Annotated in this window: 23 protein-coding genes and 1 tRNA gene; 12 read left to right on the forward strand and 12 right to left on the reverse strand. The window is 60.4% G+C overall.

Going from position 1 to position 17,043, the window contains the following annotated elements:
* Positions 1-6 precede the first annotated feature (6 nt).
* Together V5N47_RS03370 and V5N47_RS03375 are read right to left on the reverse strand one after the other, a co-directional pair.
* The gene (locus V5N47_RS03370; protein WP_338729440.1) at positions 7-861 is read right to left on the reverse strand and encodes a basic amino acid ABC transporter substrate-binding protein; all 855 of its coding nucleotides are present in this window, start codon (positions 859-861) and stop codon (positions 7-9) included.
* A gap of 44 nt (positions 862-905) precedes the next feature.
* On the reverse strand, positions 906-1,400 hold the full coding sequence (locus V5N47_RS03375; RefSeq protein WP_338729441.1) for a COX15/CtaA family protein: 495 nt from the start codon (positions 1,398-1,400) through the stop codon (positions 906-908).
* 103 nt (positions 1,401-1,503) lie between these two features.
* Here V5N47_RS03375 and V5N47_RS03380 point away from each other — a divergent pair, with 103 nt between their 5' ends.
* Together V5N47_RS03380 and V5N47_RS03385 are read left to right on the forward strand one after the other, a co-directional pair.
* Positions 1,504-2,541 (forward strand): hypothetical protein, encoded by a 1,038-nt coding sequence (locus V5N47_RS03380; RefSeq protein WP_338729442.1) that lies wholly within the window; start codon positions 1,504-1,506, stop codon positions 2,539-2,541.
* 85 nt (positions 2,542-2,626) lie between these two features.
* Positions 2,627-4,882: an NADP-dependent malic enzyme gene (locus V5N47_RS03385; protein ID WP_338729443.1), complete on the forward strand. Its 2,256-nt coding sequence runs from the start codon at positions 2,627-2,629 to the stop codon at positions 4,880-4,882.
* Here V5N47_RS03385 and V5N47_RS03390 read toward each other — a convergent pair.
* Together V5N47_RS03390 and V5N47_RS03395 are read right to left on the reverse strand one after the other, a co-directional pair.
* On the reverse strand, positions 4,879-5,412 hold the full coding sequence (locus V5N47_RS03390) for a DUF1684 domain-containing protein (RefSeq protein WP_338729444.1): 534 nt from the start codon (positions 5,410-5,412) through the stop codon (positions 4,879-4,881). The genes V5N47_RS03385 and V5N47_RS03390 overlap by 4 nt on opposite strands.
* A 3-nt stretch (positions 5,413-5,415) precedes the next feature.
* Positions 5,416-6,051, reverse strand: coding sequence for a ribonuclease H (locus V5N47_RS03395; protein ID WP_338729445.1), 636 nt, complete (start codon positions 6,049-6,051; stop codon positions 5,416-5,418).
* Between the two features lie 105 nt (positions 6,052-6,156).
* On the opposite strand from V5N47_RS03395, the gene V5N47_RS03400 reads away from it, so the two are divergent.
* Positions 6,157-6,654, forward strand: coding sequence for a CBS domain-containing protein (locus tag V5N47_RS03400; RefSeq protein ID WP_338729446.1), 498 nt, complete (start codon positions 6,157-6,159; stop codon positions 6,652-6,654).
* A 36-nt stretch (positions 6,655-6,690) separates the two neighbouring features.
* Positions 6,691-7,617 carry an EamA family transporter gene (locus tag V5N47_RS03405; RefSeq protein ID WP_338729447.1) on the forward strand — a complete coding sequence of 309 codons (927 nt, stop codon included), beginning with the start codon at positions 6,691-6,693 and terminating at the stop codon, positions 7,615-7,617.
* On the opposite strand, the gene V5N47_RS03410 is transcribed toward V5N47_RS03405, so the two are convergent.
* From V5N47_RS03410 to V5N47_RS03425, 4 genes are all read right to left on the reverse strand, one after another.
* Positions 7,614-7,976: a spore germination protein GerW family protein gene (locus tag V5N47_RS03410; protein WP_338729448.1), complete on the reverse strand. Its 363-nt coding sequence runs from the start codon at positions 7,974-7,976 to the stop codon at positions 7,614-7,616. The two genes, V5N47_RS03405 and V5N47_RS03410, sit on opposite strands and share 4 nt — an antisense overlap.
* A 37-nt stretch (positions 7,977-8,013) precedes the next feature.
* Positions 8,014-8,982, reverse strand: coding sequence for an aldo/keto reductase (locus V5N47_RS03415; RefSeq protein ID WP_338729449.1), 969 nt, complete (start codon positions 8,980-8,982; stop codon positions 8,014-8,016).
* Positions 8,983-9,014: 32 nt separating this feature from the next.
* Entirely contained in the window at positions 9,015-9,296 is a 282-nt protein-coding gene (locus tag V5N47_RS03420) for a hypothetical protein (protein WP_338729450.1), read from the reverse strand.
* A gap of 179 nt (positions 9,297-9,475) precedes the next feature.
* Positions 9,476-9,937: a hypothetical protein gene (locus tag V5N47_RS03425; protein WP_338729451.1), complete on the reverse strand. Its 462-nt coding sequence runs from the start codon at positions 9,935-9,937 to the stop codon at positions 9,476-9,478.
* 79 nt (positions 9,938-10,016) lie between these two features.
* On the opposite strand from V5N47_RS03425, the gene V5N47_RS03430 reads away from it, so the two are divergent.
* Positions 10,017-10,247, forward strand: coding sequence for a hypothetical protein (locus V5N47_RS03430; protein WP_338729452.1), 231 nt, complete (start codon positions 10,017-10,019; stop codon positions 10,245-10,247).
* 224 nt (positions 10,248-10,471) lie between these two features.
* Here the strand turns inward: V5N47_RS03430 and V5N47_RS03435 are convergent, their stop codons facing one another.
* Positions 10,472-11,041, reverse strand: coding sequence for an arsinothricin resistance N-acetyltransferase ArsN1 family B (locus V5N47_RS03435; RefSeq protein WP_338729453.1), 570 nt, complete (start codon positions 11,039-11,041; stop codon positions 10,472-10,474).
* A 160-nt stretch (positions 11,042-11,201) separates the two neighbouring features.
* On the opposite strand from V5N47_RS03435, the gene V5N47_RS03440 reads away from it, so the two are divergent.
* Entirely contained in the window at positions 11,202-11,777 is a 576-nt protein-coding gene (locus V5N47_RS03440) for a zinc ribbon domain-containing protein (protein WP_338729454.1), read from the forward strand.
* A 146-nt stretch (positions 11,778-11,923) separates the two neighbouring features.
* Here the strand turns inward: V5N47_RS03440 and V5N47_RS03445 are convergent.
* Positions 11,924-12,074, reverse strand: a tRNA-Met gene (locus tag V5N47_RS03445).
* A gap of 93 nt (positions 12,075-12,167) precedes the next feature.
* Here V5N47_RS03445 and V5N47_RS03450 point away from each other — a divergent pair.
* Positions 12,168-13,169 carry a hypothetical protein gene (locus V5N47_RS03450; protein WP_338729455.1) on the forward strand — a complete coding sequence of 334 codons (1,002 nt, stop codon included), beginning with the start codon at positions 12,168-12,170 and terminating at the stop codon, positions 13,167-13,169.
* Here V5N47_RS03450 and V5N47_RS03455 read toward each other — a convergent pair.
* Entirely contained in the window at positions 13,153-13,512 is a 360-nt protein-coding gene (locus tag V5N47_RS03455) for a DUF5830 family protein (RefSeq protein ID WP_338729456.1), read from the reverse strand. The two genes, V5N47_RS03450 and V5N47_RS03455, sit on opposite strands and share 17 nt — an antisense overlap.
* A 79-nt stretch (positions 13,513-13,591) precedes the next feature.
* Between V5N47_RS03455 and V5N47_RS03460 the strand changes: the two genes are divergently transcribed.
* Positions 13,592-14,239 carry a VTT domain-containing protein gene (locus V5N47_RS03460; RefSeq protein ID WP_338729457.1) on the forward strand — a complete coding sequence of 216 codons (648 nt, stop codon included), beginning with the start codon at positions 13,592-13,594 and terminating at the stop codon, positions 14,237-14,239.
* 8 nt (positions 14,240-14,247) lie between these two features.
* On the opposite strand, the gene V5N47_RS03465 is transcribed toward V5N47_RS03460, so the two are convergent.
* Positions 14,248-14,367 (reverse strand): HVO_2523 family zinc finger protein, encoded by a 120-nt coding sequence (locus V5N47_RS03465; protein WP_338729458.1) that lies wholly within the window; start codon positions 14,365-14,367, stop codon positions 14,248-14,250.
* Positions 14,368-14,490: 123 nt separating this feature from the next.
* Here V5N47_RS03465 and V5N47_RS03470 point away from each other — a divergent pair, with 123 nt between their 5' ends.
* The 4 genes from V5N47_RS03470 to V5N47_RS03485 are packed head-to-tail and all read left to right on the forward strand — an operon-like array spanning position 14,491 to position 17,042.
* Positions 14,491-14,931: a pentapeptide MXKDX repeat protein gene (locus tag V5N47_RS03470; protein ID WP_338729459.1), complete on the forward strand. Its 441-nt coding sequence runs from the start codon at positions 14,491-14,493 to the stop codon at positions 14,929-14,931.
* A gap of 3 nt (positions 14,932-14,934) precedes the next feature.
* Complete coding sequence (locus V5N47_RS03475) at positions 14,935-16,416, forward strand: molybdopterin-dependent oxidoreductase (protein WP_338729460.1); 1,482 nt, start codon at positions 14,935-14,937, stop codon at positions 16,414-16,416.
* Positions 16,417-16,463: 47 nt separating this feature from the next.
* The gene (locus V5N47_RS03480; RefSeq protein WP_338729461.1) at positions 16,464-16,739 is read left to right on the forward strand and encodes a winged helix-turn-helix domain-containing protein; all 276 of its coding nucleotides are present in this window, start codon (positions 16,464-16,466) and stop codon (positions 16,737-16,739) included.
* A gap of 6 nt (positions 16,740-16,745) precedes the next feature.
* Complete coding sequence (locus V5N47_RS03485) at positions 16,746-17,042, forward strand: hypothetical protein (RefSeq protein WP_338729462.1); 297 nt, start codon at positions 16,746-16,748, stop codon at positions 17,040-17,042.
* The last annotated feature ends 1 nt before the right edge of the window (position 17,043 follow it).

A 17,043-nucleotide genomic window follows, 5' to 3' on the forward strand; every position in this document is an offset into this window, starting at 1 on the left:
ATGCGCTTATTCTTGGCCGAACCACTTGTTAACGATTTCCTCGTACGTGCCGTCTTCTTGGACGGCGGCGAGGCCCTCGTTGAGCGCGTCTATGAACTCAGAGTCCTGGCGGACACCGAGGCCGTACTGTTCGCCGGTCTCTTCGATGAACGCGACTTCGACGGCGTTCTGTGAGGCGAAGTTTTCGGCGACCGGCTTGTCGAGCACGACGGCATCGACGTTGCCGTTCTCAAGGTCGCGCACGGCGAGGACGTAGTTGTCGTAGGCGCGGTAGGTCGCGTCCGGAACCTGCTCTTGGACGATGGACTCGCCCGTCGTCCCTTTCTGTGCCCCGACCGGGTGGCCGTTCAGGTCGTCGAGCGAACCCGGCGCAAACTCGCCGTCTGCGCGGACGAGCACGGACTGGTCTGCCTCGTAGTAGGGGTCAGAAAACGAGATGGTCTGCTTGCGTTCGTCGTTAATCGTCATCGCCGCGGCGATGAGGTCGATGTTCTCGCTCGTGAGCGCCGGAATGAGCGAGGAGAACTCGAACTCCTTCCACTCGCCGAGTTCGTAGCCGTCCATGTTCTCGACGACTGCCGTAGTCAGGTCGATGTCGAAGCCGACGAGTTCGTCGCCCTCTTTGAACTCGAACGGCGCGAAGCCGGGCGCGGTACCGGGGACGATTTCGGTGACTTCCATGTCGCCGTTGCCACCGTCTTCAGTTTCGGTGTCGTCGCCTTCGGTCGTGGTCGTTTCGCCTTCACCGCCGTCGCCGCCACCGAGGCAGCCTGCGGTTCCCATCATTCCGACTGCGCCACCGGCTCCGACGAGCTTCAGGTAGGAGCGGCGGTCTATGTCACTGCTGAATGTGCGATCCATGCGATAAAAAGGATTCGTCAACCGTAATAACGTTTCGTCATGTGTTAGTCGTCCGCAGGCGTGGAACTGTGAGACAGGGACGTCGCCGTCTCACGCTGCGCGGCCGAATACGCCCACGCCGTCGTGGCAACCGTTGCCGCGAAGATAATCATGGCCGTCGCGTGGTGGGCAAGCACGACGAGGTGCTGGATGCTCCCGAACCAGATGTACCCCTTCACGGTGACCGCACCGAGCAGAATCTGGGTTGGGAGGAACACGGCAGCGATTGCCGTGGCCTTCTTCAGGCGTGGGTCTCGGTCGTGTTTCCACGCGCCGTAGGTCGTTCCGAGAATGAAGAAGCCGGTTATCATCGCAACGAGGCGGTGGGTCCACTCAATCCAGCCAGCCGCCGTCTGCGGGAGGAAGCCTCCAGAACAGAGCGGCCACTCTAAGTTGCACGATGCTCCTGCGCCCATCAGGCTCGTGTACACACCGAGCAGGATGAGGATGTACGTCAGCCCCGCGGTTACGGCGGCGAGGTGCCGGTAACGGAGGTTCATTGGTCGGAACTCGGGCCCGATGGTATTTAGATGTGTCCGAGTTGGGTTGTTCCCGTCTGAGAGGGTACCTTCTTACCCGTGGCCGTCGCATGTTCTAGTTGACATGTCGTGGTATGCTATTGATGACATCGAGGATGCGTTGACCGCGACGCGGCAATTCCTCCTTCCGTTCGACCTCCGTAAGTGGCTGAAACTCGCCATCATCGTCTTTTTCATCGGCGGTGTCGGCGGTGGCGGCGGTGGGGCCAACTTCTCGGTGCCGTCGGGCGACACGCCGAGCGACTTTCCGCCCATTCAAGAGCCAGCAAATCTCGCTGCGCTTATACTCATCGTGGTCGCCGTCTTGCTCCTCATCGGACTGCTGTTCGCCATCGTGAGCGCCGTCTTCCAGTTCGTGTTCGTAGACGCAGTGCGCAGCGAGGAAGTACACATTCGTGCGCCGTTCGGCCGGTGGTTCGGTAAGGGGGTGCGCCTGTTCGTGTTCAGTTTCCTCCTGTTCTTGCTTATCCTCGCGCCAATTTTCGGCGTCGTCGCCGTCTTCGTCTTCGCGTTCACGCCACTGCTGTTGCTCCTCTTGTTGCCCTTCCTGTTCATCGTCGCACTCTTACTCAGCATCACACTCAGCCTGACCACCGACTTCGTCGTGCCCGTGATGATGCGCGAAGATCTCGGCGTCCTCGCTGGCTGGCGTCGTTTCTGGCCGATTCTCCGCGAGCAGTGGCGACAGTACGGCCTCTACGTCGTGCTTCGCTGGTTGCTTGGTCTCGCCGCAGGCATTCTCGTGGCGATTGCCCTCGCGGTCGTATTCGTGCCAATCCTCGGTATCGGGTTCCTACTGGGCGTTGCGCTGTCCGCTGGCGCGGGCGGGTTGACGACCGCCGTCATCGCCTTCCTCGTCGTACTCGCCATCCCGATTGGCCTGCTCTTGCTCATCTACGCGCTGTTCGTGCAAGTCCCGGTGGCGACGTTCTTCCGCTACTACGCGCTGTTCGTCCTCGGTGACTCGGCCCCAGACTTTGACCTCATTCCCGACCAACGCCGGGCGGTGCGCGCAGATGGCGAAGGCGAGGATGAGATGGGCAGCGAACTGCGCGAAGACTCGGATGAAGACACAGATGAATCGGTAGACGACGGCCGGTAATAGTTGCCGGAGAATTGCGGATTTTCGACGCGTGTCGAATTGTGACTTCGCATATCTTTTTACGGAACCCTGTGGGAGTACACCCATGGGACTTGATGAAGATTCTCTCGCATACCACAAGCGCGACCCGCCCGGTAAAATCGAAATTTCGACGACAAAACCAACGAACACCCAGCGCGACCTGAGTCTGGCGTACTCGCCGGGGGTGGCCGCGCCGTGTCTCGAAATCGAGAAAAATCCGGACGACGCCTACACCTACACCGCGAAAGGCAACATGGTCGGCGTCATCTCGAACGGCTCTGCGGTGCTCGGCCTCGGCGATATCGGCGCACAGGCCTCGAAACCCGTCATGGAAGGAAAAGGCGTCCTGTTCAAACGTTTCGCCGACATCGACGTGTTCGACATCGAACTCGACTTAGACGACCCAGAAGCCATCATCGCCTCGGTGAAGGCCATGGAGCCGACGTTCGGGGGCATCAACTTAGAGGACATCAAGGCGCCCGAGTGTTTCACCATCGAAGAGCGACTTCGAGAGGAGATGAATATCCCCGTGTTCCACGACGACCAACACGGCACCGCCATCATCTCCGGGGCCGCCCTCCTCAACGCGTCAGACGTCGTTGACAAGGACTTAGACTCGCTCAACATCGTGTTCTCGGGTGCTGGGGCAAGCGCCATCGCAACCGCCCGATTCTACGTCTCGCTCGGCGCGAAAAAGGAGAACATCACGATGTGTGACTCCTCGGGCATCATCACGAAACAGCGCGCGGAGGAAGGCGACGTAAACGAGTACAAACAGCAGTTCGCCCGCGACGTGCCGGAAGGCGGCCTCGCAGACGCGATGGAAGGCGCAGACGTCTTTGCGGGCCTCTCTATCGGCGGTATCGTGAACCAAGAGATGGTCAAGTCGATGGCATCAGACCCCATCATCTTCGCGATGGCGAACCCCGACCCCGAAATCACCTACGAGGACGCCAAAGCCGCCCGCGACGACATGGTCATCATGGCAACCGGGCGCTCTGACTACCCGAATCAGGTGAACAACGTCCTCGGCTTCCCGTTCATCTTCCGTGGCGCGCTCGACGTGCGCGCAAGCGAGATCAACGAAGAGATGAAGATTGCCGCCGCGAAGGCGCTTGCCCGCCTCGCCCGCCAAGACGTGCCGGACGCCGTCGTGAAAGCCTACGGTGATCAGCCGATTCAGTTCGGCCCTGATTACATCATTCCGAAGCCAGTCGACCCGCGTGTGTTGTTCGAGGTCGCCCCCGCCGTTGCGAAGGCGGCCATCGACTCGGACGCCTCGCGCATCGAACTCGACATCGACCACTACGTCGAAAAGCTCGAAGCGCGCCTCGGGAAATCCCGCGAGATGATGCGTGTCGTCCTCAACAAAGCAAAGCTCGACCCAAAGCGCGTCGTGCTCGCAGAAGGCGACGACGAGAAGATGGTGCGCGCAGCCTACCAACTCGTCGAACAGGGCATCGCAGAGCCAATTCTCATCGGCGACCGCGACCGCATCTGGGAGACCTCCCAGCGTCTCGGCCTCGAATTCGAGCCGGAAATCGTGGACCCAGACCAGAGCAACTTAGACGCCTACGCAGACCGCCTCTACGAACTTCGGCGGCGCAAAGGCGTCACCCGCCGCGAGGCTGACGAACTCATCACCGACGGCAACTACCTCGGCAGCGTCCTCGTGGAGATGGGCGATGCAGACGCGATGCTCACCGGCCTGACCCACCACTATCCCTCGGCCCTGCGCCCGCCGCTGCAGGTCATCGGGACGGCAGAAGACGCAAACTACGCCGCGGGGGTGTACATGCTCACCTTCAAAAACCGCGTCATCTTCTGCGTGGACACGACGGTCAATCTCGACCCGACCGAAGAAGTGCTCGCAGAGATTACGAAACATACCGCGACGCTCGCCCGTCGGTTCAACGTCGAGCCACGCGCCGCGTTGCTCTCCTACTCGAACTTTGGCTCCGTGGACAACGAAGGAACCGCGAAAGTTCGGCGCGCCGCCCGCACGCTGCGGGCTGACCCGGCCGTAGACTTCCCGGTCGATGGTGAAATGCAGGCAGACACCGCCGTCGTCAAGAGCATTCTCGATGGCACCTACGAGTTCTCTGACCTGAAGAAATCGGCGAACGTGCTCGTGTTCCCGAATCTGGAGGCGGGGAACATCGCGTACAAACTCCTTCAGCGCCTCGGCGGCGCAGAGGCAATCGGGCCAATGCTCGTGGGCATGGACAAACCCGTCCACGTCCTCCAGCGCGGCGACGAAGTCAAGGACATCGTGAACCTTGCGTCCGTTGCAGTCGTGGACGCCCAAGAGAACAACTAATTCGGTTCGTAGCTCTTTTCGCCGGCGTTCACCGCCACTTGCAACCAGTTTTCACCCGGCGGTAACGGACACTCGTACGCCTCGGAGTATGCGCAGTACGGGTTGTACGCGAAGTTGAAATCGAGAATCCACTCGTCGCCGTCGCGGTCTTCGCCTTCTAAGTCGAGATAGCGACCCGCCCCGTACGTCTCGTTGCCGCTCGTCCGGTCGCGAAACGGGATGAACAGCCGTGATTCGTGTTCGTCGGTTCGGTAGGCCTGAATCACGACGTCCTCGTCGTCGATTTCGACGCGGAACTCGCCCCACCGGAGATACTGGCGAACGCCCTCGGTGCTCGTATCGAGGAGGAGTTCTGCTTTCTCCTCGTGTTCGTGGAGGGGCACGACGAACCGCAAGCCGGGGTTCGGTTCGTAGTAGATGAGCCCCCGAAAGCCCTCGCGCTGGTCGTACGGAATCGGCGAGTGTGGATGATTCTTGAAAAATTCGTCTTTGCGAGTGCGCTCTGCTTCGAGGTCGGCTGTGTAGTTCATCCGTCAGTCTCCCGCGTGACGGTCTGCGCGCGACGGCGGCGGCACACCCGTCTCGTTCGGTGACTGTGGCACGTCGAACGGTTGGGGGAGCACACAGCGCGCCCGCTCGCGGTTGACGTGACTGTACTGGTCTGGTGCGTTCGCAAGCGAATGAGCGGGGTTCTCTCCAGAGGAAATCTGTGCAGCCCGAAGCTCCGCAAACCCACAAATACGGGCGCGAATCCCGCGCCAGTGATGTTCTGCGCTGGCGGGAATCGTGAACTGATGGTGGGGCAGCCAGTCTGTGTCCTGGGCCAGAATGGTCGCCGTGTTCACGTTTGCCGCGAGGTTCTCATGATCGATGAGGACGCCAACGCGCGCGGTTCGCGGCGCGCGTGCGGCGAGTACGTCGAGCCCGAGATGTAACGCCCGGTACTCTGCGACGTTGTTATCGGGTGGCGAATCCGGCACTGAAAGCCGGGCCACGCGTTCACCGTCGTGCGTTTCAATGACGACGCCCAACCCGCCACCGGACTCCCGGTACGACCCATCCGTCGCTACGTAAAAATGGCGATGGTGAGTGCGAGGGGGGTGTGCGATGTGCGGCGTGGGCGAATCGTCGAACAGGTTACGAAGGGTGCGTCGGCCGTACACGGCCATGTAACCCGGTATGTTCCCAGATGATTTAAATGTGTGTCTCAGTATAGCAAACTGGTACGTCAGGGCACCGTAATCACTACCCTCTCAGGCGACGTGTGGTCACGTATGGCACCCCTCGCGCGCGACATCATGACCACGCCCGTCGAAACCGTCTCACCTGACGACGAGGTGAGCGACGTGCTCACCCGATTGGCACAGGCGGGGTTCAACGGTTTTCCCGTCGTAGACGACGAGAACCACGTCGTGGGCATCGTCACCCAAGGCGACCTCGTCCACATCTTCCAGCCCTCGAATCGGACGCTCTGGATTCCGATTGGTCTGCCGCCATTTCTCGAAAGCCAGACCTACGGCTTTGACCTCTCGTGGAAGGACGTAGACGTGAACATCGACCTCGCAAAGAACGCGCGAAAGCCCATCAAAGACGTGATGACCAAAGACGTGGTGACGGTCACCCCGGACGACGACTTGGCCACCATCCTCGACCTCGTGACCAACGACGAGCGGGATATCAACCGCTTGCCCGTCGTCGAAAACGACGTGCTCGTTGGCATTATCACGCGCGACGACATCCTCGACGCACTTCGCGGCGAGCGCGTTGCCTAACGAAAGGTTGAGGCTCGCTGACACGCCATCACCGTTGTGCGCTATCGGAATCTACTCCTGTTCGTGTTCCTCGCCGCCATCTGGGGGTCTGCGTTTATGGCCATCAAGGCGGGCCTCGAGTTCTTCCCGCCCGTGCTGTTCGCCGCCCTCCGCTACGACATCGCGGCGGTGTTCATGCTCGCCTATGCCGTCTACGTGACCGACCACTGGCTGCCCCGGACGAGAGCCGAATGGTGGCTCGTCGTGGTCGGTTCCGTCTTGCTGATCGCTGGCTACCACATCTTCCTGTTCGTCGGTGAGACGCAGACGACGAGCGCGGCGGCCGCCGTGATCATCAGCCTCTCGCCAATCTTGACCACGACGTTCGCCCGCGCGCTCTTGCCCAGCCAGCGACTCACCGCCGCAGGCGTTGCGGGCATGGTCATCGCGCTTCTCGGTGTCGCCATCCTCGCTCGCCCCGACCCCGCGAACCTCCTCACCGAGGACGTGGTCGCAAAGGGACTCGTGTTCCTCGCCGCGGTCTCGTTTTCGTTCGGGAGCGTGCTCACCCGCCGCATCGACGCCCGACTCCCAATCGAAACCATGGAAGCGTGGTCGATGCTCGGCGGTGCAATCCTCATGCACGCCGTGAGTCTCGCCCTCCCGAACGAGTCGCTCGGCGACATCGTCTGGACGAACGAGGGGCTGCTCGCGCTTGCCTACCTCTCGCTCGTGGCGAGTGCGATTGGCTTTCTCATCTACTTTGACCTGTTAGAACGCCTCGGCCCCGTCGAAATCAACCTCGTCTCGTACGTCGCACCCATCTTCGCCGCGCTCAGTGGGTTTCTGTTCTTACAGGAAGGGCTCGACCGCTACACCGTCGCCGGGTTCCTCGTCATCTTCACCGGCTTTCTCCTGCTCAAAGGCCGGGATATTCGCACAGAGTTGCTGGGTACTACCCAACGCGACGGCTCGACTGACTAACTGCGCTTTCTGCGTGCGAGCCCGAGCAGAAGGCCAATGACAACCCCGAAAAAGAGACCTCGGATGGCGCGTTTTCGGTCGTTGAATCGAATGAATCGCGTGTCCGTATCCGTGATTTCGACAACGCCGACGGGCAACGCCGCGACGCCACCGCCACCACCCGCACCCTCGCCCTCGTCTCCCTCGGCGTTCTCACCCACGCCGTCGCTCGACCCGTAGCCACCGCCAAAGCCGTAGGCGATACGGGCGACTGGAATCACCGTCTTGTCCGCGTGTTCGACCGGTTCGCCGTACACTGACGACACACTTGCAGCCGAGCGCAGTTGCTCGACCAGTGGCTGAATCATTGTTGTGTCCATCGTCCCCTAAAACGTTGGATGGGGAACCGGATAACCGTTATTTCGCGTTCGCTAGTCGCTCGAACTGGTCGCGCGACAGCGCAAGGTCGGTCGCGGCGAGGTTCTCTTCTAGCTGCTCGACGGTGCGCGCACCGATAATCGGAGCCGTCACCGAATCATGGTGGAGCAACCACGAGAGGCTCACTGCAGCGGGCGACACGCCGACCTCACGGGCAATCTCCTCTACTTCCTCCATCACGTCGAAGTTCGCACTCGTGAGGTAGGTGTCTGCGAACTGTGAATCAGTCGCCCCGCGCGTTCCCTCCGGTGGTTCCTCGGTGCGGGTGTATTTGCCCGAAAGGAAGCCACCGGCGAGCGGACTCCACGGCACGACAGCGAGGTCGTAGTGGCTCGCCATCTCCAGATAGTTCCCCTCGATTTCGCGGTTGACGAGGTTGTAGCGCGGCTGAGCGACGGTAAAGGGTTCGTAGCCACGGCGGTCTGCAATCTCGTTTGCCCGCGCAACCTTCCACGCGTTCGGCTCGAACGTCGAGGTGCCGAGGTGGTTCACCTTCCCGGCCTCAACGAGGCCGTTCAGGGTTCGCATGAACTGCTCCGGTGGCGTGTCGTCGTCCCAGCGGTGGATGTAGAGGATGTCAACAAAACTGGTTCCGAGTCGTTCTAAGATGCGGTCGATTTCCTTCCGGAGGTGTTTGCGATTCAGTCCGCGGCCGTTCGGGTCGGCGCGCGTTGGCCAGTACACCTTCGAGGCGATGACGAACTCTTCGCGGTCGCGCCCGGCGAGCCAGTCGCCGATGTACTCCTCTGCGCGGCCGTCACCGTAGATGTCTGCGGTGTCGATGAAGCGGCCGCCGTTCGCTTCGTAGGCGTCTAAGAGTTCGTGAGCGCGGTCTGCGTCAACTTCGATGTCGCCCTGGTCGTTCTCGCGGCCGAACCGCCAGGTGCCAAAGGCGAGTTCAGAGACTTGGAGACCAGTACGGCCAAGGGGGACGAAATCGAGAGCCATATTCGAGATAGCTCCCGAACCAGAATAAATCCTCAGCGTTCGCTTTCGTGGTGGGAGTGACCCACGACGAGCGCGAGGACGTTGAGTGTGAGCAGTGAGACGAACGCGACTTGTTCTGCCGTCGTGTTGAGGCCAGCGAGGAGCAATGGCACGTGGAGGAAGGGCAGTGCGATTGCAGACCAAAAGGCAGCGGCTTCAAACGAGCGGACGAGCTCGTCTCGGTAGTTCCCGGCGACGGTTGTGAGCGATGCAGTCGGGTCTCCGGAGTCGCCCGCGTCGTGGCGGGCGGCGAGAGAGGACCTGTTTTCATTCATGGCGGATTCGTTCATAGCGGACACCCCATTTACCTCACACATCTCTACGACAGGAGATAGCATATAATGGGTGGAGCGTTTGGACAGTTTTCGCCCATTTCACGATTCGGAAACAGTCTGAAAACGTTTCATGAGAGGCTAAAATCTGCTTTTATTCTTCAAAGCCCGCGGAAAAGTCGTTATTTCGAAAGTCCAGAATCGTTTCCAAGAACTTTCACATCGACCGTGTGCTGGCCGTGCCTACCAGCGAGCGTGACTGTCTTGCTGAGCCGACTCAAGACAGCCTCGCGCCACGCACTGACCGCTGAGCGGTGGCGCTCATAGTGCGCTTCGACCGTGTACTGTGTGTCACTTTCCGCCCGAATCGCCGCTTCGGTGTCTTCTGCGTGTGGGTACGGCGGAGCCGCGTCGATGAAGGCTTCCGGGTCGATATGAAGTGGCGCTGGAACAGGTGGCTGGTAGGCATCGCCTTCCCGGACGAGATGCAGTCTCGCACGCATCCGGCCGTTGAACGGTGGCGTGAGCCGAATCACCGCTCGCTGGTCGCGGCGCGACTGGTTTGCCTCGTAGGCCATCACGACATCGCTCGCGGTCACCGCAATCGACCGAACGACACGATAATCGTCAGAGTGCGAGGGCATGAGCGAGGGTAGGGCAAGGAGACTAAAGAGCGTGCCGTGCTTTCGAGGGGCTTAGGTTAGTCACCCCCTATTGAGCACTATGAGCTGGGCCGAAAGCACACCCATTGGCGACAAACGCGAATGGCGACGCGACGACGACTACGCGACTATCAGCCTGCGCCAGACGAACGACGGAACCTGGGCCGTCTCGTTCGACCGCCTGATTCAGGCTCCTGAGGGCGAGGCGTACAAACACGAACTCGTCGAAACGGAGCAGGCGGCGCTCGAACTCGTCGGTCAGTGGCAGGAACGGTTCGACGCACAAGAATGAACGCGGGAGAAGGGGGAAGGGTTGTTAGTGGGGAAGTACAACAAGTGAATCTCCCGCGCCAAGTTTCTAGTCAACACAGATTGTAATAACTATAGTCAGAGATGTAATTTCATCGTCGTATTTTCCACTGCCGCCCTGTGGTGATTGATGTCGAAATAGTACCGCTAGTGTACATGTTTTGACTGTGCCACAGCGACGCACCGAATTGAGTAGCAGGACCCGACTTACGGCGCAAGCACGCTTGCCAGTTCGTCAGCAGCAAGCTGGTCGAGCGAGCGCGGTGGTTCCGGAGCCTCGCTCGGTTCGCCGAGGCGGAGCTTCCACCACTCCACGTCGTTCCACCGACCGTGTTTGTACCCCGCCTCCGTGATAACGCCGACCCGCTCAAAGCCGAACGCCTCGTGGAGCGCGACGCTCGGTTCGTTCGGGACGGTGATGATGGCGAACGCAGAGACGAATCCCTGCAAACGGAGGACGGCAAACAGCGCCTCGTAGAGCCTTCGGCCAAGCCCCTGTCCACGAACGTCTTCGTGGATGTAGACAGAGACGTTCACCGTCCACTGGTAGGCCTCGCGGTAGTTGTGCGCTCCCGCGTAGGCATACCCAAGAATCGAGCCATCGTCGCCTTCGCAGACGAGCCACGGACGACGCGGCAGTGTCTCCTCGATTCGGTCGCGGAGTTCTGCTTCGGTTGGTGGCTCCGTCTCGAACGAGACCGTCGTCTCGCGCACCATCGGCGCGTAGATGGCGCGAATCCCCGGCGCGTCGTCCGGCGTGGCGAGGCGTATGTGCATGCTCTCACGGATACGCGCGAGGTAGAAAAATCGCGGGTTCAGGCAGGTGTTTCTCAGAATCTTGCTCAGGAAACACGGGTTCAAAGGTTTTTCAGTTAGATACATCATGTGAAGTGTAAATAGCAATAGTTTTATGTAAAATTAGTTAGTAGAACTACTCATGTTGGCTTTTATTATCTTCGGTTGGAGTACGAGATTCAAGGAATACGGAGCAACCTATCCTGCCGCCTGCCCTCACTGCTCCAATGATAATTACTTCCATCTTCTCAAATCTCGACGATGGTTCAAGCTCTATTTTATCCCGCTAATCCCACTCTCTCGGGCTGCGTATGATCTAGTCTGTCCAACCTGCAACGCAAGCATTCGTCTTGACAGCCGAGCAGAAGCGACGCAGGCCAAACACCTCAACACCGCCACAACGGCATATCACAATGAGGAGTTAGATGTTGAGGACTACTCACGGGAGATGAAAGCGTTTGAAACCGATGTTTTCGAGAACCCTAACGGCCAATCTAAAGACTATTCAGAAAATTATCAAGGAGCTTCTGGACCTCCGATGTTTCGCTATTTGATGGCTTTGATGTTCGTGATTGCATTAGGTTCGGCTTCTATAGGAGTGTACCAACTCGAACCGTTTGCGATCGTACCTGCACTATTCATGCTTCCATATCTGGCGATTCGGTACCGTGACCCTGACAGTACGACCATTCCGTTGGCGAGTTATGTGAGCCGCTGAGGATCGCTTCTTGACTATAAATGCTGTTTCTGGTGATGGTCATGACGGTGCTGGTTGTCGTGTATGTGACGTGTGTGACCAACATTGGCTCAGGGGTCTTGCTACTGGTGACGGTTTGAGTCTGGGCATGAACAGAAACGTGGCAATGCCCGGGGAGGGCTCCGAACCCTCGATCTCCGCATGTCCCAGGTTAGAGGCTCGGCAAAGCCTCCGGAACATGTCGGGAGCTTCCAAGGCTCCGCACCGAATCTCGTAACCCTATGAGTGCGGCGCTATGTCCAGCTAAGCCACCCGGGCTCACTTTTTCGTAGCAGGAGGGACTTCTTTAAGCTTCTCATCTTCACCCGAGTCATCATGCGGTTTTATACTTGTTCCGTGGAATGAAGTACCATGAATCTGCCAGACCTCGTCAACCAGCACCTCGGGGACGAGCAGGCCGCGGCCAGCGTTCACCTCGGCGGTGACGACCGCGTCTACATCACCCCGACCCGGACGCTCGTCTACCGCGCGGAGGGGCTGTTGAGCGACGAAGCGGTCGAGGAGTTCAGCCACAACGTCGAACGACTCTCGATTGCGAGCGGGCGGCGCAAAGACAAGTTCGAACTGGAGTACGTCGATGGCAAAGAGACGTTCACCGTCCCGGGCAAGCGCACGGACAACATCCTCCAATCGCTCATGGCAGGCATCCTCTCGGTGTCGGGGGTCATGGACGGCGACGAGACGCTCGCAGCGGTGTATCGCTTCAGCGAACTCACCTTCGTCGTCACGAGCAAGCGCGTGGTCAAGCACATCGGGCAGGCCGTCTGGGACGCCGATTTCGAGGAGTACCCCTTTGCCGACATCACCGGTCTCTCGTTCGAGGACGGTAGCGTGGCGACCTCCATCGTCATCGAACGAAGCGGGCGTCCAGAGCGCATCAAGTGTCCGAACGAGCAAGCGCGCGTGGTCCGCCAGACGCTCGAGAAAGAGCTGTTCGACTTCTACGACGTGGCTTCGCTTGCAGAGTTCAACACCGTCGTCGCCCCCGACGAAGACGAGGACGCGGAGACAGAAAGTGCGGACACCAACTTCGAACAGAGCGGCCTGAAACCGCTCGGAAGTGGGAGCGCGAGTCAGTCAGCGCCGGACCCAACCCCTGACCCAACGCCCGAGGAGTCACAGGCGACGAACGCGACGAGCGGTGCAACGGCCACCTCAATGTTCGAGGAGACGGAGGCAGACCCGATTCAGAAACCAGCCGCCGCACCCACGGACGTGGCGAGCACAGAGAGCGCGGACGTACAGGCACAACTCGCAGACCTGACAGCCGTCGTCGAGCAGCAAAGCGCGCTGTTAGAACAACAGCAGGTGCTCTTAGAACAGCTCATCGACGAACTCAGTCGCGGCCGGTAACCTTCCGGATACACGAGGAGCCAAACGGCCCCAGTTCACCAGATTCCATTTTGATAAAGTAGCCCGTCGTAATTGCCGCGTTACAGCGCCGACAGGTGAACTCGCCTTCTTTCGTGATGACTTCGCTCTCGAATTTGATGTAGGTGCCACGCTGTGGTTTCAAGAGCGTCCCGTCGCGCTCGATGACACCGCGTTTCTCTGCCACGTCGAGGATCTCCCGGGTCGTCGCCGGGTTCGTCGTGATGGTTTCGATGCGGTCGATTGCCTCGGCGAGCGTCAGCTCCTCGAATTCGAGTTTCGAGAGGAGTTCGACGCCGAGTTCGACCGAATCGCGTTCTGTCACAGTTTGTGTTCGACGGAGAGGCTCAAAAAGAAAACGGTGAGCCGCAACTGGTTTACGCGACTCTGGCGGAGAACGGCACATGGAGCGGGCGACGCGACGACAACTGGTGGGTCTCGCCCTCGTGGGGAGCTTTTTCCTCGGCGCGTCGCTCGTGATTTCACCGCGCGAGGTGTTCACCCGTTTCCAGCACCTCGCCGCAGACCCGGTCGCCTTCGCGGGCGTTCTCGCGCTTGTCTACCTGCTCCGGCCGCTCGTCGCGTGGCCGGTCACGCCCATCTCCGTCGTCGTTGGCTACGTCTACGGTATCGAAATTGGTCTTCCAATCGCGCTCGTCGGCATTGTCGTGACGGCGATTCCGCCCTTCCTGCTCGCCCGCCACTTCCCCGACAGCGGGCTGTTCGGAAAAGCCCGTGACGTGGGGTCGCGCTTTTTCACCGCCACCGGCCAGACGCGCGGCGTCATTGCCTCACGGCTGATTCCCATCCCAACCGACGTTATCTCCTACAGCGCCGGGCTGTCGGGCGTTCGCCTCTGGCCGTTCGCCGCCGGAACCCTCATCGGGGAGCTCCCGTGGACGATTGCGGGCGTCATCGCGGGGAGTTCGATGGAGTCACTCGCCACAGAGGGCATCTCAGGCATCGGTCTCCCCTTACTTCTCGGTGCGCTCGCGGTCGCCGCGGCGCTCCTTGCGGGGCCGCTGTATCGTCAGTTCGTCACAGAACAGTAGAAAAGCAGTCACCAGAAGGTGTCCGCACAGTCGTAGATGACGCCATGGTTCGGGCAGACGTACTTACAGTGGCGATGGTACATCGGCTCCTCACAGAGTGGACACGGTCTGCCACCGACGGTTTCCATACACGCTGTCGTGCTGCCAGTCGCTTGAGCGTTATGCCACGAACCTTGGCCCAATTCTAGAATAACTTTGTCCGGAGTTTGAAAAATTGGTATTTTACCCCGAGGACTTTGCTTACCTGAATCATGCGAAAACCCGTAGCTTCAGTGGCGGTCGTCCTAGTTGCCCTCGCGCTTGCAATCGGCGCGGGTGCGGCGGCCCCGGACGCTGGCTTCGCCCAAGAAGACAACATGACCGACGACAACATGACCGACGACGACGGCATGGACGATGGAATGGACGACGACAACATGTCCGATGACAGCATGACCGACGACTCAATGTCAGATGACAATATGTCCGACGATAATATGTCCAATGATGACATGTCTGAAGACAACATGAGCGACGACCAGATGGCAGATGACGAAATGACTGACGAGGAGATGGCAGACGACACTTCGGGTGACGACATGGGCGAGGAGTCCGGCGCACTTGGTGGCCTGCTCTCGCCAACGGCGGCAATCGGCGTCGCCATCGTCGCCGTCATCGGCGTGGCACTGGTCATCGCTCGGGTCCGGAGCTAAGCGATGAACCTGCTCCCACAATCACAGCGCGTTCGCGTCGGTGCTGTCAGAGCGGTACTCGCAGGCGTCGCAGCCGTCGCTGGCTCCTACGCCGCCGCCGGGTTCACGACTGGATTCGTGGGAGCGCCCCTCGAAGCGATGCTCTCACGGGCGGCCCCCGCGTCGCTTGTGACGTTCGCCATCGTCGTCCTCGGTGACATCGGCCAGAAACTGAACCTGCTCGCCGCCATAACCCTCGCAGTCCTCCTCATTGCGTGCCTCGCAGCCGCTGCACTGGCGACTGGGTGGCGACAGCGAAGCGGGCTCGTTTCGGTGACGGTGGCACTTGGGCTGACGTGGGCCGCCGTGACGCTCCTCACTGGCTCGCCCGTCTTGGCCCTCGCCGCGGCGCTTCCCGCGAGCGCCGTCATCGCCCTCACCATCCCCGGCATCCGACCGAGTGACGTGGACGCCACCGCGCGCCGTCGCCTGCTCACCGCGGTCGCTGGCGTCGCGGGCTTCTCGGTGCTCTCGTACGTCGTTGGCGGCGTGCGTAGCAGAGACGAGACAGAAGACCTTCCGCTCGGCCTCACCGCAGCGCAACACCAAGAAATTGACACCCTCCTCGCGGAGGCGGAGTCGAAATCGCTCTCCGTGTCGGGGCTCGAACCACTCGTCAGCACAAATTTCTACGAAGTGGACATCGCCGCGGTGAACCCGAACACCGCCCCCGAAAACTGGACACTCTCGCTTACAGGAGCCGTCTCCGAGGACGCGACGTTCACCTACGACGACATCCGTGCGCTCCCGGTCGAACAACGCTTCATCACGCTCCGGTGTGTCGGTGATTCGCTCAACGGCACGAAGATGGACAACGCACTCTGGACGGGGACGCCCCTCGCGCCATTGCTCGACGAAGTCACTACCGAGTCGGGGTGTGAGTGTGCCATGCTCCGGGCTGGCGACGGCTACTACGTCCAGTTCCCCATAGCGGCACTCAAACGCGGCTTCCTCGCCTACGGCATGAACGGTCGGCCGCTGCCGCGCTCACACGGCGCACCCGTCCGCGTGCTCATTCCGGGCCACTGGGGCGAAATCAACGTCAAGTGGCTCACGGAAATCGAATTCCTCGATGAGGCAGTCGATGGCTACTGGGAAGAGCGCGGCTGGCACGGCACCGGCCCCGTCAACATCGTCGCAAAGCTCTGGGTCGATACCCTGAACGACGACGATACGGTGACGGTCGCTGGCCACGCCTATGCCGGACTCATGGACGTCTCGGCGGTCGAAGTCAACACCGGCGACGGCTGGCAGAAAGCCACGCTCTCTGAGCCGTTGCCGGGCGAGGACGTGTGGCGACAGTGGTCGTACACCTACCCGCATCCCGGCTCCCAACACCGGGTGCGAGTGCGCGCCATCACGGGCGACGGGACGGTGCAGGCAAACGAAGAGTTGCCTGCGTTCCCGAACGGGCCAAGTGGATGGGTTTCGAGAACCGTCCAATGAGAGAGACTTTTGCCGTTGACAACAAGTGAACACGTTGTAGACAACCGATGGAAAAGGTGCTGTGGTACTTGTTCGTGGGCATGCGAGGGGGCGCAAACCGCGTCCGCATCATCAGAGCCCTTGCTGAACGCCCGCACAATGCAAACCAGCTCTCGACGGAACTCGACGTGGACTACAACACCGTTCGCCATCACCTCGACATGCTCATCGAACACGGCATCGTCGAGCCGGGCGGCGAAGGCTACGGTGCGCTGTACTTCCTCACCGACCAATTCGAACACCACTGGGATGCGTTCGAGCGCATCACCGACCAAATGGAGTGACTCACAATGGCAATGGGAACTGAACTACTGATCGCAAGCACCCTCGCGGGACTGAACATCGTCCTGCTCGGGGCGCTCACCTTCGTCTGGGCGCGCAACTACCGAACCTTCCGGACGAACACCATCCTCGGCCTCATCGCCTTCGGCGCGGTAATGGCTGTAGAGAACGCTGTCGCGCTCTATTTCTTCTTCACCATGCAGATGTTCTACGGCTCAGACCCGACCGTCCAGGGCGCGGTGGCCGTCTTGCGCGCCCTCCAGTTCGTCGCGCTCGTCTTCCTCACGTGGGTCACGGTGAAGTGAG

This window comes from Haladaptatus sp. DJG-WS-42, from assembly GCF_037198285.1.
GTDB lineage: Archaea > Halobacteriota > Halobacteria > Halobacteriales > Halococcaceae > QDMS2.